Source organism: Curtobacterium sp. SGAir0471 (genome assembly GCF_005490985.1).
Taxonomy (GTDB): Bacteria; Actinomycetota; Actinomycetes; order Actinomycetales; family Microbacteriaceae; genus Curtobacterium.
Window position 1 is genome coordinate 3,283,100 of record NZ_CP027869.1, and the last position, 22,038, is coordinate 3,305,137.

Below are 22,038 nucleotides of genomic sequence, written 5' to 3' on the forward strand. Positions count from 1 at the left end.
CACCCGTCGATCGACGGGTGCGATGTCGCTCATCCGGTGTCGGCCCGAGATCAGTCCGTGCGTGCCGCCCGCCGGTGTCGCGCCACGACCAGGCCGGTGCCGGTCGCCAGCAGGAGCAGCGCCGCGGCGAGTCCGCCGGTCAGCTCGGCGCCGGTGAACGCCAGTCGGCCGTCACGGTCCGCCGCGGCGATCGGCGTCGCTCCCGGCGTGACGGTGGTCTGTCCGGCGCCGGCACCGGCGGTCGGGGCCGGAGACGGGACCGGCGCCGTCGTCCCACCGTCGCCCGGAGCCGGCGTCTCGCCGTCACCCGGCGTCTCGTCGGCCGCCGTGTCGAAGCCGACCAGGATCGGGTCGTGGTCGCTCGCGCGGTACACGTCGTCGCGGTACAGGTCCGTGACGTTGTAGTCGTAGCGGCTGTACTCCAGGCCCACCGACTCGGTCGAGTTGATGTTCCAGATGTCCACACCGGTGACCGTCGCCAGTGCGGCCGGGGACGCCAGCACGTGGTCCAGGGAACCGCTCAGGCCGCTGAAGACGTACGAGTACTCGGACGAGTCCTCCGCCGGCCCGAGGTCGGTGTAGCCCGCGTCGCGCAGGACGACCATCGGGTCCTCCTCGCTGTACGCGTTGAAGTCGCCGAGCATGAACACCTTGTCCGTGCCGTACTTCTGCTGCTCGGTCGTCGAGAACGCGGCGAGCGCCGTCGCCTGGCGCACACGGTCGGCGTTCGACGCGCCCTGGCCGTCGCCCTGGTCGGCGTTCTCACCCGAGCCGGAGCCCTTCGACTTGAAGTGGTTCGCGATGACGAGGAAGTCGTCGTCCGCGGTGCCGCCGACCGGGCGGAAGGCGTCGGCCACGGGCTGACGGGCGTTCACGAAGGCCGGGTCGTCCAGGATGGTGGACTCGCCGACGGGCGCGACGCGGTCCTTCTTGTAGATGAGCGCGAGGCGGATGACGTCCTCGGTCGCGGGCAGCGCCGACGGGGACGGCACGTACGCCCAGGTGTCCTGACCCGCGGCGGCGTTCAGCGCGGCGACGAGGGTGCCGACGGCGGCGTCGCGGTCCTTGCCGAAGCGTGCGGAGTTCTCGATCTCCTCGAGCGAGACGACGTCGGCGCCGAGGGCGTTGATCGCCTTCACGATCTTCACCTGCTGACGGGCGAGGTCGTCGGCGTTCGCGGCACCGCGGGCGTCGCAGCCGCCGCGGACGGTCACGGGGTCGCCGTCGCGGTCGGTGTAGTACGTGCAGCCGGTGAGCTGGTCACCGGTGGTCGGGAAGTAGTTCAGGACGTTGAAGCCGGCGAGCTTCAGGTCACCGCCGACCTCCTCGGGCGCCGCGGTGCGGACGTCCGAGAACGATGCGGGCAGGTCGGCAACCGGGGTCGCGCCCGTGATCGGCGCGGTCGGCTGGAACTTCCACGCGTCGTTCCGGTAGTCGAGGACGACCGGCTTCGTGAAGGTCGTGGCGGCGCCGACCGTGACCGGGCCCTGGGTGAGCCAGGACACCGGGATCGACTGGTTCGCGGCGCTGAGGAAGTTGGTGCTCGCGCCGTCGTCGAGCACGACCTTGCGCGCGGCGTTGTCGGCTGCGACCGCGGCGGCCTCCGGGCTCCCCGGGCGGGCGACCTCGGTCGGCTGGATCAGGCGCTCCGTGCCGGCGGCCAGGGTGATCTCGCCGTACTGGTTGGTCGTGTAGTTGTCGGCGACCGTGTAGTCACCCTGCGGCGCGATGAGCATGCTCTCGAGCGACTCGCGCTGTGCGTCCGTGCGCGGCAGGGTCAGCGTTGCCGGGACCGGCTGCACGACGCCCGAGGCGGGGAGGCGCACGACGTCGGCGGTCGATGCGACCTCGAGTTCGGTGAGGCCGTTGAACTCGGCCACCGACCCGGTGAGGCGCACGGCGTCGCCGACCGAGACGCTGCCCGCGGTCGCGGCCGAGTACACGAACACGGCGTCCGACGCGGTGTGTGCGGCGAGGTCGACCGCGCCGCCGGTGCCGGCGGTCTGGACCGTGTAGCCGTTCAGGCCGCCCGTGGCGTAGACCGCGGTGACGACGCCCTCGGTGACGACGCGCCTCCCGACGTACGGCGACGCCGTGCCGGTGCCCTGCAGCTGCGCGATGGTGACCTGCTCGGCCGGGGTGGTCGGCGTACCCGGGTCGGTCGGCTCGGGGTCGGTCGGCGTGCTGCTGCCGGTGTCACCCGCGGCGTTCGTCGGCGTCAGGGTCGTGGTGACCGAGAAGTCGGTGCCGTTGACGTCGGTGTCCGTCGTGCCGGCCCGGGTCAGGCCGTTCGGCTCGCTGTTCCCGCCGGTCACCGTGCGGACGGTGCCCTCGTACGTGTTCGACGCGCCGTAGCCGAGCAGGTCGACGACGCCGGGCGTCCCGGTCGCGACCGGACCCGCGGGGAGCGCCAGCGCCCCGGTGCCGCTCGAGAGCGCGAGGGTGCCGGTGGTGCCGGACGGGTTGAGGGAGGCGGTGTCGTCCGCGGTCGGCAGGGCGGCGCCGACGGCGTTCGCGCCGCCGTTGCCCGCCATCGACACGAGGAAGGTGCCGTTCGCGGGCACCGTGCCCTCGAGGGCGCTCACCGAGAAGTTCCCGGTGCTGCCGGCGGCGCGGTACTGGAGCGACCAGCCGGCGAGCGACACCGGCGTCGCGGTCGGGTTCGCGATCTCGACGAACTTCTCCTTGTAGAAGGCGTTCGCGCTGCCGCCCTTGAGGTACGCCTCGGAGATGACGAGGCCGGTACCCGCGGGGTTCGCGAGAGCGGTGGAGACGGAGACGAGTGGGGCGGCGACGAGCGTCGCCGCCACCGTGGCGCACAGCACGGTGCGCCGCAGGAGGTTGGGCATGCTGACCTTCGGCAGGAGGAGGGGGACCTCGTCACGCTAGTCACCTGATGAGTCGCTCAGGTTTCCGACAGGTGAACGATGTTCCCCCCGCACGAGGGACACCGACCGGCGGCACCTTCCCTCGGCCCGCGACCGGTGTCAGCCCGTGACCGGCACCCACCCGCTGCCGACACGGTGCACGGCGGGTCCGTGCCCCGGCAGCACGATCTCCGGGATCGGCAGCGCCCGTGCGGACTCGAGGGCCGTCGCCTGGTCGGCGGTGAAGAACGGCGTGATCATCCGCGGGCGTGGTTGCCACGACCCCGGCAGGGTGTCGTGGTGCGAGATCACTGCATCGCCGGTGACGATCGCGTTCGCAGCCGGCAGCAGGTACGCGGTCGACCCGGCCGTGTGCCCGACGGCGGGGAACGGCGTCGTCGCCCGCCCCGCGAAGTCCTGCGCGGTGAAGGCCCGGGCGGTCGGGACGGTCACCGGACGCAGGGCGTCGGAGCCGATCGCGCGCGCCAGCCAGCGCAGGGTCCGGGGCGCGGCCAGCCGTCCGCCGATCTCCGCCGGCCGGACCTGCTGCCGCTCGGGACCGCGGACGTTGTCGAGCTCGTCGGCGTGCGCCAGGACCTGCACGTGCGGGTGCCGCTCGAGGATCCCCGGGATGCCACCGACGTGGTCGACGTGCCCGTGCGTGACGTAGATGCGCCGCAGGTCGTCGAGGTCGTGCCCGGCCCAGCGCACGGTGTCGAGGACGAGCCCGGCGTCGGCGGGGTACCCGGCGTCGATCAGCGCGACGCCGTCCTCCTCGGCGAGCACCACCCAGTTCGACACCGGCCCCTCGACGAACACGACCCCGGGGGCGACGGAGACGACGGACCGGGGCCTGCGGGAGCTCATCCCCCGACGCTACCGGCGCCCGGCTCGTCGTCCGTGCGGCGTGCGCGTGTCTGCGCTGCACGCGTCGCGAGCTCGTCGTCCCCCGGGTACCCGACCTCGGTGAGCGTGAGCCCGACCGCCGGCGCGACCTTGAACGCGCTGGTGCGCTGCTGTGCGACGCGCAGCTCCTCGAGGCGGTCCGGCCCGATGCGGCCCTCACCGACGGCGATGGTCGCCCCCACCATCGCCCGCACCATCGAGTGGCAGAACGCGTCGGCCTGGAGGCGCGCCACCAGCACGCCGTCCGGCTCGCGGTCCCAGCGGAACTCCTGCAGCGTCCGGATCGTGGTCGCGCCCTCGCGCGGCTTGCAGAAGGTCGCGAAGTCGTGCAGCCCGAGCAACGTCAGCGCACCGCGCTCCATCGCCGCCGGGTCCAGGCGCGTCGGGTGCCAGAGCGTGTGCCCCCGTCGACGTGGGTCGCGGGGGGCGTCGGCGTCCGCCACCCGGTACTCGTACCGCCGCCAGAGCGGGGAGAACCGGGCGTCGAACCCGTCCGGCGCGACCGACGCCCGCGTCACGACGACGTCCCCGGCGGCACCGGCCAGACCGTTGACGCGCTTGACGAGCCCGTCGAGCGAGGTCCGCGGAGGCCCGTCCGGCGACGACCGCCGCGGTCTCGTGAGCGCGCCCCACTGCTCGGGCGTGAGGTCGAGGTGGGCGACCTGTCCGGTGGCGTGCACCCCGGCGTCGGTCCGTCCGGCGACCGTGAGCAGCGGCGGCTCACCCCAGCGGGTGAAGACCGTCGCGAGCGCGGACTCGAGCGCACCCTGCACGGTCCGCAGCCCGGGCTGCCGGGCCCAACCGGAGAACGCCGCGCCGTCGTAGGCGACGTCCAGCCGCAGCCGCACCGCGCCGCTCGCGCCGGCGTCCGAGTCGTCCGTCCCTGCCACGGGAGCGAGCGTACCGGGGCCGGGGCGGGCCTCCCGTCCGCACCGACCGTCCGGTCCCCCGCTGACGGCGGCCGCCCGCCGGTGTCAGCGCCGCGTCAGTGCCGCGTGAGCGGTCGGCGGGAGCATCGGTCCCGACATCGACGAAAGGACCTTGCGATGACCACCACACCACTCGCCGTCGAGGCGACCGGCCTCGTCAAGACGTTCGGCAGCAACCGTGCCGTGGACGGTGTCGACCTCCGCGTCGAGGCCGGCACGGTCTACGGCGTGCTCGGCCCGAACGGCGCCGGCAAGACGACCACCATCTCGATGCTCGCGACCCTGCTGCGGCCGGACGGCGGCGAGGCCCGCGTCTTCGGGCACGACGTCCGGCGCGAGCCGCAGACCGTCCGCTCCCTGATCGGGGTGACCGGGCAGTACGCGAGCGTCGACGAGACGCTCAGCGCCACCGAGAACCTCGTCATCTTCGCGCGGCTGCTCGGGCTGTCCCGCGGCGACGCGAAGCGCAAGGCGCGCGAGCTGCTGGAGCGCTTCGGCCTGACCGAGGCCGCGTCCCGCCCGCTCAAGGCGTTCTCCGGCGGGATGCGCCGCCGGCTCGACCTGGCGGCGAGCCTCATCGCGCAGCCGCCGCTGATCTTCCTCGACGAGCCCACCACGGGGCTCGACCCGCGGACCCGTGCGCAGATGTGGGACACGATCCGCGAGCTCGTCGCGACCGGGTCGACCGTCCTGCTCACGACGCAGTACCTCGACGAGGCCGACCAGCTCGCCGACCGCATCGCCGTCATCGACCACGGCCGCGTGGTCGCCGAGGGCACCGCGGACGACCTCAAGTCGTCGGTGGGCACCGCCTCGCTGCAGCTCCGCCTGGCGGACGCGGCGCCGGACGTCCTCGCCACGGCGACGTCGCTCGTGGAGCGCGTCCTCGGCGTCCCCGCCGTCGTCAGCCCGGAGGGCGCGCGGCTCACCGCCCCGATGACCGCGCCCGACCGCGTCACGGACCTGCTCGTCTCGTTCCGCGACGCTGGGGTCTCGCTCGCCGAGATGAGCGTGCAGAAGCCGACCCTCGACGAGGTCTTCCTCACCATCACCGGTGCACCGGCCGACGCCGACACCGCCACGACCGACCGCGCGCTCGAAGGGAGCCTCGCATGACCGCCACCACCCTCACCCCGACCACCACGCCGTCCTCGGCGCCGCGCGACACCCCGCGTCCCTGGGTCGGCGGCACCGGCCTCGCCGCCACGGTCCGCCAGTCGTTCACGATGGCGTACCGCGGGCTCGTCAAGATCCGGCGGACGCCCGAGCAGCTGTTCGACGTGACGCTCATGCCGATCGTCTTCACCGTGATGTTCACGTACATCTTCGGCGGTGCGATCTCCGGCGACGTCGGCAGCTACCTGCCCGTGATCATCCCCGGCATCCTCGTGCAGACGGCGATCACCTCGTCGATCGTCACCGGGGTCCAGCTCCGCGAGGACATGGACAAGGGCGTCTTCGACCGATTCCGGTCGCTCCCCATCGCCCGGATCGCCCCGCTCGCCGGCGCGCTGCTCGCCGACACCGTCCGCTACGCGATCGCCACGACGATCACGTTCGTGGTGGGCATCGTCATGGGCCTGCGCCCCGCGGGTGGCCTCGGTGCCGTCCTGCTGGCGGCGCTGCTCGTCATCGTCGTGGCGTGGGCGATCAGCTGGGTCTTCGCGTACTTCGGCGTGATCGCCCGGACGGCGTCGAGCGTCTCCGGCATCGCGAACCTCGTGCTCTTCCCGCTGACCTTCCTGTCGAACGCGTTCGTCCCGACGGACACGCTGCCGAGCTGGCTCCGCTGGTTCACCGAGGTCAACCCGGTCTCGCACCTCATCACCGCGGTGCGCGACCTGGTCAACCACGGGGCGGTCGGCGGCGACCTCTGGCTCAGCCTGCTCGGTGCCGCGGTCGTGGTGGCGGTCTTCGCGCCGCTGACCGTCCGCGCCTACATGCGGAAGGCCTGACGGCCCGCGGACCCGGCCGGGCCCCCGTGCCCGGCTCAGGCGGGCAGGCGCGCGTCCTCGAGCACTCCCCGCACCCACGAGACGGCCTCGGCCCGGTCCCTGCCGGCCGCGGCCGTCTCGGCGTCGGCGAGCGCCCGCTCCCCCACGACCTCGGCGAGCAGCGGTCGGAGCCGGGCGTGGGCGAGGACCGCGAAGTCCTGCCGTGACCCGACCCGGGTGAGCGTGCCCCAGCACGCGACCGCCGCGTCCGGACGTCCGGTGCGGACGTAGGCGATCGCGAGTCCGGCGAGCGCCGTGCCGATGACCGGGACGTCCCGGCGGACCTGCCGCAGGCGCAGCTGCACCAGCGTGCCGACCCGCACCCGTCGAGCGACCGCCAGCTCCGCCGCGGGCAACGACGTGTGCGCCCGCTCCGCCCCGACCGCGGCGGCCGGGAGGCTCGTGGCCGCGTCCTCGACCCGACGCACCGCCGCCTCGTCCACCGCCGCGATCCGTGCGGCCCCCGCCATGAGCGCCCAGTGCGTAGCGGCACCACGCCCCGGCTGCACGACGTCCCAGGCCTCGGTGTACCCGGCCGCCGCGGCCTCGAGGTCCCCCTCCCACCGCGCGCACTCGGCGCTGATGGCGACCGCCAGGACCGCGATGAGCCCGCGGTCCTCGAAGCCCCCGCGCCCGCCCGCCGGCCGGTGCCGCAGGTCCGCGGCGATCGACCGGGCGCGCTCGACGTCGCCGGTCGCCGCGGACGCCAGGCCCACCGTCCAGCCGATCTCGTACAGGTCGTCGTCGGCGCCGAAGCGCTCCAGGTGCTCGCGCGCGGTGACCGCCTCGACCAGGGCCTCGCGGTACCGCCCGGACTGTGCGAGCAACTGCGTGAGCGTGACCGCGACGGTGCCGGTGGTCCAGGCCTCGCCCGTCGCCTCCGCCAGTTCCTTCGCCCGGCGCGCGTACCGCAGGGCCGCGATGGGCTCGCCGGCGTTCTCGGCCAGCGGGGCGCTCAGCATCGTGCCGAGGCAGGCCACCGCGGGCTCCGGGTCCTCGCGGAGGCGCGCGAGCTCGGCGAAGCCCTGCTCGGGTCGCGCGACCGAGAGCAGGAGCGAGGCGAGCGCATCGACGACCGGGTCCTCGGCACGACCGGTCTTGTGCAGGGTCCGCAGGCCCGTGATCGCCCGCGCCGTCGTGCGGAGGTCCGAGAACGCCGACGTGGCCCCGGCCATCACGAGCCCGACGACCGCGGCGGTCCGGTCCTCCGGCCGCGGGACGCCCGACCGGAGTGCGGCGACCACGTCGGGCGCCGTCGCGACGACCTCGCGGTGCAGGCCGCGCAGGGTCCAGTACCCGCCGAGGGCGGCGAAGACGCGCGTGACCGTCGGGACGTCGTCGGCGCGCAGTGCCCAGCGGAGCAGGGTGACGAGGGTGTCGGCCTCGCGCCGGACCTCCGTGAAGGCGACGAGCTGCGCCGGGCCCCGCAGCGCGAACAGGTTGCGTGCCGCCGACAGCTCCCGACCCCAGGCGGTCATCGCTGTGCGGACGGCATCGGTGGTGCCCCGTTCGGCCAGGCGTGCGGCCCCGAACTCGCGCACGGTCTCGAGCAGCCGGTAGCGGACCGGCTCCCCCTCGGCCTCGACGAGCTGCACGAGCGACTGCTCGACGAGCTCGGCCAGGTCGTCGAGCGCGTCCCACCGCCGTCCGGGCTCCGCCACCGCCTCGACGGCGTCGACCGCGACTCCGTCCGGGAACAGCGCGAGCCTGGTCAGCAGGTCCTGGGCACCCTCGTCGAGGAGTCGCCAGCTCCACTCGATCACCGCGAGCAGCGTGCGGTGCCGCTCGGGCGCGCTGCGGTCGCCGCCGCGCAGCAGGGCGAAGCGGTCGTCCAGACGTCGTTCGACCTCGTCGACGGCCATCCCGCGGATCCGGGCGGCGGCCAGCTCGATGGCGAGCGGCGACCCGTCGAGCCGGGTGCAGATCCGACGGACGGCGTCGACCGGCAGCACGGCCCCGGGTCGGGCGGCGCGGGCACGCTCGGTGAACAGGCGGACCGCGGCCCCGTCGGCCTCGACCGGCAGCGGACCGAGGGGCGCGACGACCTCGCCCCCGATCGCGAGGGGTGCCCGGGAGGTCGTGAGCACCCGCAGTCCGGGCACGGCGGCGAGCAGGTCGGCCGTGCAGCGGGCCACGGCCTGCAGCAGGTGCTCGCAGTTGTCGAGCACGAGCACGGTCGGACCGTCGTCGAGGGCGCGGACCACCCGCGCCCACAGGTCGGTGACGACCGCGTCCTGGAGCATGCGGGCCGTCCGGACCTCGGCGATCCCGAGCAGCGCGCCGAGGGCGGGGAGCAGGTCCTCGCCGTCGCCGATCGGTGCGAGCTCGCAGACGACGACGCCCGTGGTCGGGGGCAGCTGGGCGGCGACGGCCTGCGCGAGCCGGGTCTTGCCGAGCCCGCCCGGACCGAGCACGGTGACCAGGCGGTGCTCGTCGAGCAGCGCGGCGACGTGGGCGACGTCGTCCCCACGGCCGACGAGCTCGTTCGGCGCGACCCGGAGACCGGTGCGCCGGACGGGGTGGTCCTCCGCGGCCGAGGATCGTCTGAGGAGTTCCGCGTTCAGCCGGACGAGCTCCGCGGACGGGTCGGCGCCGAGGCCGTCCGCGAGCCGTTCCCGGTGTGTCGCGAACACCGCGAGTGCCTCGGCGGTGCGCCCGTCCGCGTCGAGCGCCCGCATCGCTCCGGCCGCAGCGGTGTCGTCGAACGGTGCGGCCTCGACCTCGGTGAGCCAGGTGGTCGCGGCGGCGGCCGGGTCACCGTCCGCGAGCTGCAGGGTCGCGAGCCGCCGACGCAGCGCGTGCTCCGCCGCTGCGGCGCGGTCTGACAGCGCGGTGCCGAGGTCCCCCTCGACGTCGGCGCCCGGCGCTCCCCGCCACCGGTCGAGCGCGGCGCGGACGACCTCGGCGTCGGCGTCGGTCTCGTGCACGGTCTGCTCCACGGCCACCAGGTCGATGCCGGCCGGATCGCCGCCGAGGGCGTACCCGGTGCTGGTCGACACGACGAGCCCGTCCGCCGTCGTCCGGCGAAGTCGGGACACCAGGGTCTGCAGGGCCGCGCGTGCACCCCGCGGCCGGTCCTCGCCCCAGAGCTCGTCGATCAGCGAGTCCGTGCCGAGCGTGTGTCCGTGCGCGAGCACGAGGGCGGTCAGGAACGACCGGGCCAGGGCGCCGGGGACCGCCAGCGGGGCACCGTCCGGCCCCGCGACCGTCACCGGTCCGAGGACGGCGACACGGGACGCGACGGACACCCTCGGATCCTACTGACGGCCGGCGCCGGACCGCGACGGCGGTGCGGTCCGCGACGGCGATGTGGTCCGCGACGGCGCTGCGATCCGCGGCATCAGCCGCGTCGGCCGGACGGACCGGTCTCGGTGTCCACGTCGGCGGTCGCCCGCTTCTCGGACTCGAGCACACCGCGCAACGCCACGATCGCGCTCGAGGTCACCGTGACCTGCGACGGATCGGCGTCGCTGGCGTCGAGCGCCCGCTCGAGATCGGCGATCGCCTCGTCCGCGCCGTCCTCCGCGCAGTCGCCGCGGACCACGCAGGCGACCCGGCGGAGGGCCGCGGCGAACGGCTCCGCGAACGCCGGGTCCGGGCGGCCGAGGTTCTCCGCCACCGGTCCGGAGCGTGCGACGAGCTCCGTGAGGTCGGTCGTGTACCAGGCGACGCGCTCGAGCGCCCGGAAGCGCGCACCGTCCGTCTGCAGCCGGGCCCGCGACCCGCGGAGCACACTGCGCGGGTTCATCCGCCGGGCCTCCTGCGCCGTCGCGACACGGTCCCGCACGTCGGCGATCGCCTTGTCCAGCCGCTCCTGCTGGCGGTCCCAGGCCCCGGTGTCCGGCTCGCCCTCGTCGAGCACGTCCGCCAGGTCGTCGAGCTGCTGCGCGAGCACGCCGTTCACCTGGTCGATGCGCCGCTCGGCGTCCCAGAAGTGCAGCGGCGGCACCACGGCGAAGTTCACCGCGAGCCCGATCGCGATCCCGATGCCCATCTGCACGACGTAGGCGAACGAGTAGCCCTCGGCGTTGCCGCCACCGACGAGCAGCACGAAGAGCGCCGCCATCGGCACCCACGAGTAGCCCTCGCCGAGGATCCGGAACCCGGACACGAGCACGCCGAGCCCCACCACGAGTGCGACGGCGATGACGCCGGGATCGCCGACGAGCATCGTGAAGCCGGCGATCAGGATCCCGAGCGTGATGCCGACGAGCGTCTGGACGCCGGCGCGGATCCCCGCGAAGACCGTGGTGCGCATCGCGACGATCGCGCCGAGGGGTGCGTAGTACGGGTACTCCGCGGCGACACCCGGAGCGTACTTCGCCAGCGTCCATGCGATCACGGCGGCGAGTGCCGCCTTGCCGGCGAGCAGCAGCCGCGGCTGGGTCCCGGAGTCCCGACTCCACCGCCACAGACGGCGCCCGGCGCCGGTGATCCGCTCTGCTCTCGCCATGTCGCGATCACCGTACGGCGGTGACGCTGGGAGGGGACGCGGGTGCGTGCCGGACGGGAGGCCCGTGGCGACCCCGCCCCGCGCCTCCCGTCCGGCGACAGGGACCCGCGGGGACGACGGAACCCCCGCGACGAGCGTCGCGGGGGTTCCGTGCGGTGGTGCTGGACCTACTTGGCGTCGTCCGACTTGGCCTCGGCGTCGGCCTCGACCTCGGCGGCAGCCGGGGTCTCGGTCTCGGCCTCGACCGGAGCGGACTCCTCGGTCGTCTCCGTGGACTCGACCGGAGTCTCCTCGGCCGGGGTCTCCTCGGCCGGAGCGGCAGCGGCCGGGGCCGCGGAGCGCTTCACCGGGGCCGGCGTGCTGGACACCGGCTCGAGGACGAGCTCGATCGAGGCGAGCGGCGCGTTGTCACCCTTGCGGAAGCCGAGCTTCGTGATGCGGGTGTAGCCGCCCTGACGGTCCTCGACCTGCGGGGCGATCTCCGTGAACAGCGTGTGCACGACGGACTTGTCACGCAGCTGCGCGATGACCCGACGACGAGCGTGCAGGTCGCCACGCTTCGCGAACGTGATGAGACGCTCGGCGACGGGACGGAGGCGCTTGGCCTTCGTCTCGGTGGTCGTGATGCGACCGTGCGTGAAGAGGGCGTTGGCGAGGTTGCTCAGGAGCAGGCGCTCGTGGGCGGGGCCGCCACCGAGGCGGGGGCCCTTGCTGGGCTTCGGCATGTCAGTTCTCCAGTGGTGATGGTGGTGCGCACCGACTCATCGGCGCGCGTGCGCGTCAGCGCGAGGTCAGTTGTTGGACTCGTCCTCGTCGTACCCGCTGTAGAAGTGGGCGCCGTCGAATCCGGGGACGGTGTCCTTGAGGGACAGGCCGAGCTCGGTGAGCTTGTCCTTGACCTCGTCCACCGACTTCTGACCGAAGTTGCGGATGTTCATGAGCTGCGTCTCCGACAGGGCGACGAGCTCGGACACCGTGTTGATGCCCTCCCGCTTGAGGCAGTTGTAGCTGCGGACCGACAGGTCCAGGTCCTCGATCGGGGTCTGCAGCTCGTTCGAGAGCACCGCGTCGACCGGCGCGGGGCCGATCTCGATGCCCTCGGCCGCCGTGTTCAGCTCGCGGGCGAGACCGAACAGCTCGACCAGCGTGCGGCCGGCCGACGCGATGGCGTCGCGCGGCGAGATCGCCGGCTTCGTCTCGACGTCGACGACCAGGCGGTCGAAGTCCGTGCGCTCACCGGCACGCGTCGCCTCGACGCGGTAGGTGACCTTGAGGACCGGCGAGTAGATCGAGTCGATCGGGATCTGCCCGGCCTCGCTGAACTCGGAGCGGTTCTGCGTCGCCGAGACGTAGCCACGGCCACGCTCGATCGTCAGCTCGAGCTCGAAGCGCGCGGTGTCGTTCAGGGTCGCGATGACGAGGTCCGGGTTGTGGATCTCGACGCCGGCCGGGGCGGAGATGTCCGCCGCGGTGACCTGACCGGCACCCTGCTTGCGCAGGTACGCGGTGATCGGCTCGTCGTGCTCGCTGGAGACGACGAGGCTCTTGATGTTGAGGATGATCTCGGTGACGTCTTCCTTGACACCGGGGACGGTGCTGAACTCGTGGAGGACGCCGTCGATGCGGATGCTGGTGACAGCCGCGCCGGGGATCGAGGAGAGGAGCGTGCGGCGCAGCGAGTTGCCGAGGGTGTAACCGAAGCCCGGCTCGAGCGGCTCGATGACGAAGCGCGAGCGGTACTCGGAGATCGACTCCTCGGTCAGGGTGGGGCGCTGTGCAATGAGCACTGTGGGATTCCTTTCGGCGGAGTGTCCGCTATATGACACTCGGCGGTACGACGGGGCCGACCGGGCCCCGACGGGTCTGTTGAGTTGTGATCACGCGCAGCGCGGAACCGGCGAGGTCCCACGTGCGCGATCGAACGACCAGGAATGGCCGGCCCCGCTCGCCCCGGTCAGGGGACGAGCGGGGAACGGCCGGTTGCTCCTCGCGTCAGACGCGGCGACGCTTCGGCGGGCGGCAGCCGTTGTGCGCCTGCGGGGTGACGTCGTTGATCGAACCGACCTCGAGGCCAGCGGCCTGGAGCGAACGGATCGCGGTCTCGCGGCCCGAGCCCGGACCCTTGACGAAGACGTCGACCTTCTTGACGCCGTGCTCCTGCGCCTGACGCGCAGCGGACTCGGCGGCGAGCTGCGCCGCGAACGGCGTCGACTTGCGCGAACCCTTGAAGCCCACGGCACCCGAGGACGCCCAGCTGAGGACGGCACCCGACGGGTCGGTGATGCTGACGATGGTGTTGTTGAACGTGCTCTTGATGTGGGCCTGGCCCACGGCGACGTTCTTCTTCTCCTTGCGACGCGGCTTGCGCGCGGCAGTCTTGGGGGTAGCCATGATGATCTCCTATCGGGCCTTCTTCTTGCCTGCCACGGTGCGCTTCGGTCCCTTGCGGGTACGCGCGTTGGTCTTGGTGCGCTGACCACGCACCGGGAGACCACGACGGTGGCGGAGACCCTCGTAGCTACCGATCTCGACCTTGCGGCGGATGTCGGCGGCGACCTCGCGGCGGAGGTCACCCTCCACCTTGAAGTTGCCCTCGATGAAGTCACGGAGGGCGACGAGCTGGTCGTCGGTCAGGTCCTTGACGCGGATGTCACCGGAGATACCGGTCTCGGCGAGTGCCTGGACCGCGCGGGTACGGCCGACGCCGTAGATGTACGTGAGTGCGATCTCCACGCGCTTCTCGCGCGGGATGTCGACGCCTGCTAGACGTGCCATGTGCTGGCTGCTCCTGTTTTCGGTGGAGGTGTGGCGCAGTACCGGTGCCCGGGCCTCCGCCCCGAGGTGTCCCCCCGCCGACGACCGAGGTCGCGACGGGGTTCTGGTACTGCGTGTTCAGTGTTGAGTTGTGGGTCCTGCTGGGAGCTCAGCCCTGGCGCTGCTTGTGGCGCGGGTTGCTCTTGCAGATCACCATGACGCGGCCCTTGCGGCGGATGACACGGCAGTGCTCGCAGATGGGCTTGACGCTGGGGTTGACCTTCATGATTGCTTCCTGTTGCTCGCTGGCTTCGTGCCCGGCGGGTTCGCCGAGCCGTTCCTTTCCAGCTCGCGGATCACTTGTAGCGGTAGACGATCCGGCCGCGGGTCAGGTCGTACGGGCTCAGCTCCACGATCACGCGGTCCTCGGGGAGGATGCGGATGTAGTGCTGGCGCATCTTCCCGGAGATGTGCGCGAGGACCTTGTGTCCGTTGGTCAGCTCAACGCGGAACATCGCGTTGGGCAGAGCTTCGAGCACCGAGCCCTCGATCTCGATGACGCCGTCTTTCTTGGCCATAGCCTCACTGTCGCTTGGTTGGATTATCGGTGTGATCCCCGAGCCGGTCTGCGGGTCGGGCGCCACGCCGAAGGGCATGACACACCAAAGATCAATCTTATGGGATCAGGCGCCGATTGCCAAGTGCTGGGCGGTCCTGCCCCGCCTGAGGTCCCTCCGTCTGGGGCTGTCGGGGACCCGGCTGAACGGTCCAGAGTGGATCTTCGGTCGGTTCCCGGCTGCGCGCCGGGCCAACCGCCGTAGCCTGGCGAGCGCTGACCGCCCGGCACCTGCGCCGGAGAACCGATCGGAGACCACGTGCCTGATGCACCCCGCCGCCCCCTCGCCCGCCACGGGCGGCTGCCGCGCCGTCGCGGTTGGGGGACGCTCCTGGGGTTCGTCGCCGCCGCGGTCGCCGTCGTCCTGGTGAGCGGGACCAGCGTCGCCGCCATCGCCGGCGCGCAGCTCGCCAGCGCCCCGCACACGGTCGAGCTCAGCACCGACGACCAGAACACCGCGAAGACCGCCGACATCACCGCGATGAAGGGCGGCGCCAACATCCTGCTCCTGGGCAGCGACACCCGGGTGGGCCAGTTCGACTCCGACGAGAACGTCGAGGGCGCCCGGAACGACGTCACGATCCTCGTGCACATCTCCCAGGACCACCAGCAGCTCACGGCGGTCAGCTTCCCCCGCGACCTGAAGGTCCCGATCCCCGCGTGCACGAACCCGGAGACGGGGACCTCGTACCCGGCGGCGAGCAGCGAACTCATCAACGAGTCGCTCGGGCACGGCGGGATCTCCTGCGCGGTGGACACGGTGGAGAACCTGACCGGGCTCACCATCCCCTACGCCGGCCTCATCACGTTCGACGGCGTCATCGAGATGTCCAACGCGCTGGGCGGTGTCGACGTCTGCGTCGCCAAGCCCATCGACGACTCGTACACCGGCCTGCAGCTCTCCGCCGGGCAGCACACGCTCGAGGGGCAGGACGCGCTGGCCTTCCTGCGGAGCCGGCACGGTGTCGGCGACGGCAGCGACCTCGCCCGCATCAGCTCGCAGCAGGTGTTCCTGTCGGCGCTGCTCCGGAAGGTGACCTCGGACGGCACCCTGTCGAACCCGGTCACCCTGTACAAGCTGGCCGGGGCCGCGCTGTCGAACATGACGCTGTCGGACGGCCTCGCGCAGACCCGCACCCTCGTGGGGCTCGCCTCCACGCTCCGCGGCATGAGCACCTCGGACATGCTGTTCGTGCAGTACCCGGTGGTCGACGACCCGTCCGACACCGCGCACGTGCTCGTCGACGAGGCAGCCGCCCACGAGCTCAACGTCGTGCTGCAGCAGGACCGCAAGACCTCGCTCAGCGACTCGACCACGGGCCGGGCGTCGGAGGAGTCGCCGACGGCCGGCAGCACGCCGGGGAGCGACGCGTCGCCGAGCCAGGCGCCGGCTGCCGGCGGCGACGCGGCGGGCGGCACCCCGTCCGGCGCCGCGTCCGGTGCGTCCGGCACTGCAGGGACGCCGTCGGCGACGCCGCTGCCCTCGAGCATCTCGGGGCAGTCCGCGTCCGAGCAGACCTGCACCGTCGGCAACTGAGCCCGTCGGGGCGGCCGTCCGCGCGCCGTCGCGCAGCAGCGCCACGGTGCTGGACGATCCGGTCGTGCACGACACGGTGGCGCTCGACACGGCAGAGCTCGACACGGCGCTCGACGATCCATCCGTGGAGTGACGCCGTCGCGCGGAGCCGTGACGGCTGCCGGCCCCGGCACGTCGCGACGGGTGCCGGGGGCGCGGAGCCGTGACGGCTGCCGGCGTCAGCACGTCGGGACGGGTGTCGACGTGCTGAGGTGGGACGAGCCTCCCGGCGGGACGGGCGACGCACCCACACACGGGGCGACGGGCCCGCACGGGCCCGTCGGGACCGCACGACCGGCGAGGCGGGTGGTCCTACGGGACGGGGACCGGCGTGACGCCGAGCGGCACGAGACCGGAGGCACCGCCGTCGGAGGCGGTGAGCACCCAGATGCCGTCGGCGTGCACGGCGACCGAGTGCTCCCAGTGCGCGGCATCGGAGCCGTCGAGCGTCCGGATGGTCCAGTCGTCGTCGTCCGTCGAGCTGTCGATCGTCCCGGCGGTGACCATCGGCTCGATCGCGACGACCAGACCGGGCTTGACCGCCGGACCGGCGCCGCGGACGCGGTGGTTGAAGACGGGCGGGTCCTCGTGCATGGACCGACCGATCCCGTGTCCCGTGAAGTCCTCGACGATGCCCCAGGCACCGGTCTCGTCGATGGCGTCCTCGATGACGGCGCCGACCTCGTTGAGGGTGCGGGCGTGCGCGAGCGCGGCGACGCCGTGCCAGAGCGCGCGCTCGGTGGTGTCGCAGAGCGTCTGTCGAGCCTCGGTCAGCGTGGCCTCCCCGCCGGGCAGCACGGTCGTGAACGCGCTGTCACCGTTCCACCCGTCGACCTCGGCACCGGCGTCGATCGAGACGATGTCGCCGGGCGCGAGCACGCGATCACCGGGGATCCCGTGGACGATCTCGTCGTTCACCGAGACGCACAGCGTGTGCCGGTACCCGGGCACGAGCTGGAAGTTCGGCACGCCGCCGCCGTCGCGGATCGTCCGCTCCGCGATCGCGTCGAGCTCACCCGTGGTGACACCCGGACGGATCGCGGCACGGACCGCGGTGAGCGCCGACTCCGTGAGCAGCCCGGGACGGACCATCGCGCGGAGCTCCTCCGGCGACTTGTAGATCGAGGGCTTGCGGCGCCGCACGAGCGGGTTCAGACGCCCGCGGTGAGGCCGCGCGACGACAGCGCCGCCTGGATGCGGTCACCGACCTCGTCGATGCCGCCGAGCCCGTCGACGTCGACCACGAGGCCGCGCTCGGCGTAGGCGGCCACGATCGGGGCCGTCTGCTCCGAGTAGACCTCCTGGCGACGACGGATCGTCTCCTCGTTGTCGTCGCTGCGGCCCTGCTCCTCGGCACGCTTGAGCAGCCGCGCCACGAGCGCGTCCTGGTCGGCGACCAGCTGCACGACGGCGTCGATCCCGCTGCCCTGCTCGGCGAGGAGCGCATCGAGGTACTCGACCTGGCCGACCGTGCGGGGGTACCCGTCGAGCAGGAAACCCTGCGCGGCGTCGGGCTCGGCGAGCCGCGACTTGACGAGCTCGTTCGTCAGCTCGTCGGGCACGTAGTTGCCCGCGTCCATGATCGCCTTCGCCTGCACGCCCAGCGGGGTGCCCTCGGAGACGTTCTTGCGGAAGATGTCACCCGTCGAGATCGCCGGGACGCCGAAGCCCTCGGCGATCCGACCGGCCTGGGTGCCCTTCCCGGCTCCGGGAGGTCCGACGATGATGAGGCGTGCGCTCAACGGAGAAGCCCTTCGTAGTGACGTTGCTGCAGCTGCGAGTCGATCTGCTTCACGGTCTCGAGACCGACACCCACGATGATGAGGATGCTCGCGCCGCCGAACGGGAAGTTCTGGTTCGCGCCGAACAGCGCCAGTGCTGCCAGCGGGATGAGCGCGATGAGACCGAGGTAGAGCGAGCCGGGCAACGTCACCCGGGTCAGGACGTAGTCGAGGTACTCGGCCGTCGGACGACCGGCCCGGATGCCCGGGATGAAGCCGCCGTACTTCTTCATGTTGTCGGCGACCTCTTCGGGGTTGAAGGTGATCGCGACGTAGAAGTACGTGAAGCCGACGATGAGCAGGAAGTACAGGACCATGTAGAACCAGTTGTCACCCGAGGTCAGGTTGTTCTGGATCCAGGTCACCCACGCCGCCGGCTCGGAGCCGTCGGAGGGCTGGTTGAACTGCGCGACCAGGGCCGGCAGGTACAGCAGCGACGAGGCGAAGATGACGGGCACGACGCCGGCCATGTTCACCTTGATCGGGATGTAGGTGTTGTTGCCGCCGTAGGTGCGACGACCGACCATGCGCTTGGCGTACTGGACGGGGATCCGCCGCTGCGACTGCTCGACGAACACGACGGCCATCATGATGACCAGGCCGACCAGGATGACGAACAGGAACAGCTCGAAGGACTGCGACTGCTCGATGGCCCACAGCGCCGACGGGAACTGCGCCGCGATCGACGTGAAGATGAGCAGCGACATGCCGTTGCCGATGCCGCGCTCGGTGACGAGCTCGCCCATCCACATGATGAGACCGGTACCGGCGGTCAGCGTGACGACCATGAGCATGATCGCGTACCAGCTGTCGTTCGAGATGATCGACGAGCAGGAGGCCGAGGCGTTCGTGCCGAAGAGGGCGCCGGAGCGCGCGACCGTGATGAGCGTCGTGGACTGCAGGACACCGAGCGCGATGGTGAGGTAGCGCGTGTACTGCGTCAGCTTCGCCTGGCCGGACTGGCCCTCCTTGTAGAGGGCGTCGAAGTGCGGGATGACCACGCGGAGCAGCTGCACGATGATCGACGACGTGATGTACGGCATGATGCCGAGCGCGAAGACCGACAGCTTCAGCAGCGCACCGCCGGAGAAGAGGTTGATCAGGTCGTAGAGGCCGCCGGAGGACGACGCGCTGGCGAGGCAGCTCTGCACGGCGGCGTAGTCGACGAACGGCGCGGGGATGTACGACCCGAGACGGAACAGCGCGATGATCGCGAGGGTGAAGCCGATCTTCTTGCGAAGATCTGGGGTGCGCATGATGCGCGCGACCGCTCTGAACACGAGGACTCCGAACTTCTGGGACCGGCGACCCGATCGGGGTCATCACGGTGTCGATCGGCAGCGCCGACCTGGCCGACGGACGTCGACCACTGTCAAGGAAACCGTAACGGCGGCCCGTGCGCAAACGCACGGGCCGCCGACGGGGGTTACTGGGAGACGGTTCCGCCAGCAGCCACGATCTTCTCGGCGGCGGACGCCGAGACCTTGTCGACCGAGACCGTGAGCTTCACGCTGATGTCACCCTGACCGAGAACCTTGACCTTCTCGTTCTTGCGGACGGCGCCCTTGGCGACCAGGTCCGCGACGGTGACGTCGCCACCGTTCGGGTAGAGCTCCGCGATCTTGTCCAGGTTCACGACCTGGTACTCGACGCGGAACGGGTTCTTGAACCCGCGGAGCTTCGGGGTGCGCATGTGCAGCGGCATCTGCCCACCCTCGAAGCCGACCTTGACCTGGTACCGAGCCTTCTGACCCTTGGTACCACGGCCGGCGGTCTTGCCCTTCGAGCCCTCACCGCGACCCACGCGGGTGCGGTCCTTCTTGGCGCCCGCAGCGGGGCGGAGGTGGTGCAGCTTCAGCACCTGCACGCGCTCGTTCTTCTCGTCGCTCATGCGTCGACCTCCTCGACCTTCACGAGGTGCGCCACCGTCGCGATGTACCCACGGTTCTGGGCGTTGTCCTCACGCAGGACCGTACGGCCGATGCGCTTGAGGCCCAGGCTGCGCAGGGTGTCGCGCTGGTACTGCTTCTCGCTGATAACGGACTTCGTCTGCGTGATCTTCAGCATCGCCATCAGGCACCTGCCTTCTCGGTCGCGGCACGCAGGGCCGCAGCCTCGGCGTGGAGCAGACGAGCCGGGACGACCCGGTCGACGTCGAGGCCACGACGGCTCGCGACCGCGCGGGGCTCCTCGAGCTGCTGCAGCGCCTCGACGGTCGCGTGCACGATGTTGATGGTGTTCGACGAGCCGAGCGACTTGCTCAGGACGTCGTGGATGCCGGCGCACTCGAGCACGGCGCGGACCGGACCACCGGCGATGACACCGGTACCGGCAGCGGCCGGGCGGAGCAGGACGACACCGGCAGCGGCCTCACCCTGCACCGGGTGCGGGATGGTGTTGCCGACGCGCGGGACGCGGAAGAAGTTCTTCTTCGCCTCCTCGACGCCCTTCGAGATCGCGGTCGGGACTTCCTTCGCCTTGCCGTAGCCGACACCGACGAGGCCGTTGCCGTCACCCACGACGACGAGCGCCGTGAAGCTGAAGCGACGACCACCCTTGACGACCTTCGACACGCGGTTGATGGTCACCACGCGCTCGAGGAACTGGCTGTCGCCACCGCGGTTGTTGCGGTCACGACCCTGCTGACGGTCACGTCCACCGCCACGACGGCCGCGCTGGTCGGCGTTGTCGCGGTTGTTCGACGCGGAACCCGCGGCGGTCTCGACCGGACGCTCGGCGACGGCAGCTGCGTCCGTGGCCTTGGTCTCGGGCGCTTCGTTGTTGTTCGCGATGTCGCTCACAGGTTCAGCCCTCCTTCACGGGCACCATCGGCGATCGCGGCGACGCGACCGGCGTACTTGCTACCACCGCGGTCGAAGACCACGGCCTCGACGCCGGCGGCCTTCGCACGCTCGGCGAGGAGCTCGCCGACGCGACGGGCCTTGGCCGTCTTGTCGCCGTCGAACGAACGGAGGTCGGCCTCCATCGTCGACGCGCTGGCCAGGGTGTGGCCCTTCGCGTCGTCGATGACCTGGACGAACACGTGACGCGACGACCGGGTGACAGCGAGACGCGGACGCGCCTCGGTGCCGGTGATCTTCTTGCGGAGACGGTTGTGACGGCGCGCCTTGGCGGCCGACTTGCTCTTTCCTCGGATACCGAGAGCCATGATCACTTACCTGACTTTCCGGCCTTGCGGCGCACGACCTCGCCTGCGTAGCGGACACCCTTGCCCTTGTAGGGCTCGGGCTTGCGCAGCTTGCGGATGTTGGCAGCCACCTCGCCGACGGCCTGCTTGTCGATGCCCGACACGGTGAGCTTGTTGTTGCCCTCGACGGCGAAGCTGATGCCCGCCGGCGGCTCGACCGTGATGGGGTGGGAGTAGCCGAGCGCGAACTCGACGTTGCTGCCCTTGGCCTGCACGCGGTAACCGGTGCCGACGACCTCGAGGCCCTTGGAGTAGCCCTGGGTCACGCCGACGATGTTGTTCGCGATGAGGGTGCGGGTCAGGCCGTGCAGGGCACGGGACTCACGCTCGTCGTCCGGGCGGGTGACGAGGACCTGGTTCTCCTCGACCTTGGCCTGGATGGGCTCGGCGACGGTGAGCGCGAGCTCACCCTTCGGGCCCTTGACCGCAACGGTCTGGCCGTCGACGGAGACGGTCACGCCGGCGGGGATGTCGATGGGAAGACGTCCGATACGAGACATTGTCGGTCACCACACGTAGGCGAGGACTTCCCCACCCACGCCCTTCTGCTCGGCTTCACGGTCGGTGAGCAGTCCCGACGAGGTCGAGAGGATCGCCACGCCGAGGCCACCGAGGACCTGGGGGATCTCCGTCGACTTCGCGTAGACCCGGAGACCGGGCTTCGAGACGCGCTTGATGCCGGCGATCGAACGCTCGCGCTCGGGGCCGTACTTGAGGTCGATCGTCAGGGTCTGCCCGACGCGGGCGTCCTCGATCTTCCACTCGCTGATGTAACCCTCGCGCTTGAGGATCTCGGCGATGTTCTTCTTCAGCTTGGAGCTGGGCAGCGAGACGGCGTCGTGGTGCGCCGAGTTCGCGTTCCGCAATCTGGTCAGCATGTCTGCGACCGGATCGGTCATCGTCATGATGGTCGTCCATTCTTCGCCTGGTTTCGACACCCGTTCCACGAATGCC

The 22,038-nt window shown here is 71.7% G+C and carries 23 protein-coding genes; 3 read left to right on the forward strand and 20 right to left on the reverse strand.

The window, feature by feature from the left end; all coding sequences use genetic code 11:
- Window positions 1–50 precede the first annotated feature (50 nt).
- The 3 genes from C1N91_RS15240 to truA all read right to left on the reverse strand — a co-directional run bounded on the left by C1N91_RS15240 (window position 51) and on the right by truA (window position 4,663).
- A complete protein-coding gene (locus tag C1N91_RS15240; RefSeq protein WP_137768403.1) occupies window positions 51–2,849 on the reverse strand; it encodes an ExeM/NucH family extracellular endonuclease in 2,799 nt (932 codons plus the stop codon).
- Between the two features lie 138 nt (window positions 2,850–2,987).
- Entirely contained in the window at window positions 2,988–3,734 is a 747-nt protein-coding gene (locus C1N91_RS15245; protein WP_137768404.1) for an MBL fold metallo-hydrolase, read from the reverse strand.
- On the reverse strand, window positions 3,731–4,663 hold the full coding sequence (gene truA, locus C1N91_RS15250; RefSeq protein ID WP_137768405.1) for a tRNA pseudouridine(38-40) synthase TruA: 933 nt from the start codon (window positions 4,661–4,663) through the stop codon (window positions 3,731–3,733). The genes C1N91_RS15245 and truA overlap by 4 nt, the downstream gene beginning before the upstream one ends.
- A 156-nt stretch (window positions 4,664–4,819) precedes the next feature.
- Here truA and C1N91_RS15255 point away from each other — a divergent pair, with 156 nt between their 5' ends.
- Window positions 4,820–5,818, forward strand: coding sequence for an ATP-binding cassette domain-containing protein (locus C1N91_RS15255; RefSeq protein ID WP_137768406.1), 999 nt, complete (start codon window positions 4,820–4,822; stop codon window positions 5,816–5,818).
- Window positions 5,815–6,657 carry an ABC transporter permease gene (locus C1N91_RS15260; protein ID WP_137768407.1) on the forward strand — a complete coding sequence of 281 codons (843 nt, stop codon included), beginning with the start codon at window positions 5,815–5,817 and terminating at the stop codon, window positions 6,655–6,657. Before C1N91_RS15255 ends, C1N91_RS15260 begins: the two co-directional genes overlap by 4 nt.
- Window positions 6,658–6,692: 35 nt before the next feature.
- Here the strand turns inward: C1N91_RS15260 and C1N91_RS15265 are convergent, their stop codons facing one another.
- The 8 genes from C1N91_RS15265 to infA form a co-directional block, all read right to left on the reverse strand.
- Complete coding sequence (locus tag C1N91_RS15265) at window positions 6,693–9,944, reverse strand: BTAD domain-containing putative transcriptional regulator (protein ID WP_137768408.1); 3,252 nt, start codon at window positions 9,942–9,944, stop codon at window positions 6,693–6,695.
- A gap of 92 nt (window positions 9,945–10,036) precedes the next feature.
- Window positions 10,037–11,149, reverse strand: a complete 1,113-nt coding sequence (locus C1N91_RS15270; protein ID WP_137768409.1) for an FUSC family protein — start codon at window positions 11,147–11,149, stop codon at window positions 10,037–10,039.
- A 167-nt stretch (window positions 11,150–11,316) separates the two neighbouring features.
- Window positions 11,317–11,874, reverse strand: coding sequence for a 50S ribosomal protein L17 (rplQ, locus tag C1N91_RS15275; protein ID WP_058728276.1), 558 nt, complete (start codon window positions 11,872–11,874; stop codon window positions 11,317–11,319).
- A gap of 66 nt (window positions 11,875–11,940) precedes the next feature.
- A complete protein-coding gene (locus C1N91_RS15280; RefSeq protein ID WP_137768410.1) occupies window positions 11,941–12,936 on the reverse strand; it encodes a DNA-directed RNA polymerase subunit alpha in 996 nt (331 codons plus the stop codon).
- 205 nt (window positions 12,937–13,141) lie between these two features.
- Window positions 13,142–13,540: a 30S ribosomal protein S11 gene (rpsK, locus tag C1N91_RS15285; RefSeq protein WP_017885507.1), complete on the reverse strand. Its 399-nt coding sequence runs from the start codon at window positions 13,538–13,540 to the stop codon at window positions 13,142–13,144.
- A 9-nt stretch (window positions 13,541–13,549) separates the two neighbouring features.
- Window positions 13,550–13,924: a 30S ribosomal protein S13 gene (rpsM, locus tag C1N91_RS15290; protein ID WP_058728274.1), complete on the reverse strand. Its 375-nt coding sequence runs from the start codon at window positions 13,922–13,924 to the stop codon at window positions 13,550–13,552.
- Window positions 13,925–14,072: 148 nt separating this feature from the next.
- A complete protein-coding gene (gene rpmJ, locus C1N91_RS15295) occupies window positions 14,073–14,189 on the reverse strand; it encodes a 50S ribosomal protein L36 (protein ID WP_022903266.1) in 117 nt (38 codons plus the stop codon).
- A gap of 70 nt (window positions 14,190–14,259) precedes the next feature.
- Window positions 14,260–14,481, reverse strand: coding sequence for a translation initiation factor IF-1 (gene infA, locus C1N91_RS15300; protein ID WP_017885509.1), 222 nt, complete (start codon window positions 14,479–14,481; stop codon window positions 14,260–14,262).
- A 297-nt stretch (window positions 14,482–14,778) separates the two neighbouring features.
- Here infA and C1N91_RS15305 point away from each other — a divergent pair, with 297 nt between their 5' ends.
- On the forward strand, window positions 14,779–16,056 hold the full coding sequence (locus C1N91_RS15305) for an LCP family protein (RefSeq protein ID WP_137768411.1): 1,278 nt from the start codon (window positions 14,779–14,781) through the stop codon (window positions 16,054–16,056).
- A gap of 351 nt (window positions 16,057–16,407) precedes the next feature.
- Here C1N91_RS15305 and map read toward each other — a convergent pair whose 3' ends face one another.
- The 9 genes from map to rpsH form a co-directional block, all read right to left on the reverse strand.
- Window positions 16,408–17,238, reverse strand: coding sequence for a type I methionyl aminopeptidase (gene map / locus C1N91_RS15310; protein ID WP_302641179.1), 831 nt, complete (start codon window positions 17,236–17,238; stop codon window positions 16,408–16,410).
- Between the two features lie 8 nt (window positions 17,239–17,246).
- Window positions 17,247–17,837 carry an adenylate kinase gene (locus C1N91_RS15315; RefSeq protein WP_137768412.1) on the reverse strand — a complete coding sequence of 197 codons (591 nt, stop codon included), beginning with the start codon at window positions 17,835–17,837 and terminating at the stop codon, window positions 17,247–17,249.
- Window positions 17,834–19,156, reverse strand: a complete 1,323-nt coding sequence (secY, locus tag C1N91_RS15320; RefSeq protein ID WP_111227404.1) for a preprotein translocase subunit SecY — start codon at window positions 19,154–19,156, stop codon at window positions 17,834–17,836. Before secY ends, C1N91_RS15315 begins: the two co-directional genes overlap by 4 nt.
- A gap of 146 nt (window positions 19,157–19,302) precedes the next feature.
- The gene (rplO, locus tag C1N91_RS15325) at window positions 19,303–19,767 is read right to left on the reverse strand and encodes a 50S ribosomal protein L15 (protein ID WP_058728270.1); all 465 of its coding nucleotides are present in this window, start codon (window positions 19,765–19,767) and stop codon (window positions 19,303–19,305) included.
- Entirely contained in the window at window positions 19,764–19,949 is a 186-nt protein-coding gene (gene rpmD / locus C1N91_RS15330; RefSeq protein ID WP_031273241.1) for a 50S ribosomal protein L30, read from the reverse strand. Before rpmD ends, rplO begins: the two co-directional genes overlap by 4 nt.
- Window positions 19,949–20,677 (reverse strand): 30S ribosomal protein S5, encoded by a 729-nt coding sequence (gene rpsE / locus C1N91_RS15335; protein WP_137768413.1) that lies wholly within the window; start codon window positions 20,675–20,677, stop codon window positions 19,949–19,951. Before rpsE ends, rpmD begins: the two co-directional genes overlap by 1 nt.
- The gene (rplR, locus tag C1N91_RS15340) at window positions 20,674–21,045 is read right to left on the reverse strand and encodes a 50S ribosomal protein L18 (protein ID WP_058725386.1); all 372 of its coding nucleotides are present in this window, start codon (window positions 21,043–21,045) and stop codon (window positions 20,674–20,676) included. The genes rpsE and rplR overlap by 4 nt, the downstream gene beginning before the upstream one ends.
- A gap of 2 nt (window positions 21,046–21,047) precedes the next feature.
- The gene (rplF, locus tag C1N91_RS15345) at window positions 21,048–21,584 is read right to left on the reverse strand and encodes a 50S ribosomal protein L6 (protein ID WP_058728269.1); all 537 of its coding nucleotides are present in this window, start codon (window positions 21,582–21,584) and stop codon (window positions 21,048–21,050) included.
- Window positions 21,585–21,590: 6 nt separating this feature from the next.
- Entirely contained in the window at window positions 21,591–21,989 is a 399-nt protein-coding gene (gene rpsH / locus C1N91_RS15350; RefSeq protein ID WP_058725384.1) for a 30S ribosomal protein S8, read from the reverse strand.
- Between the last annotated feature and the right edge of the window lie 49 nt (window positions 21,990–22,038).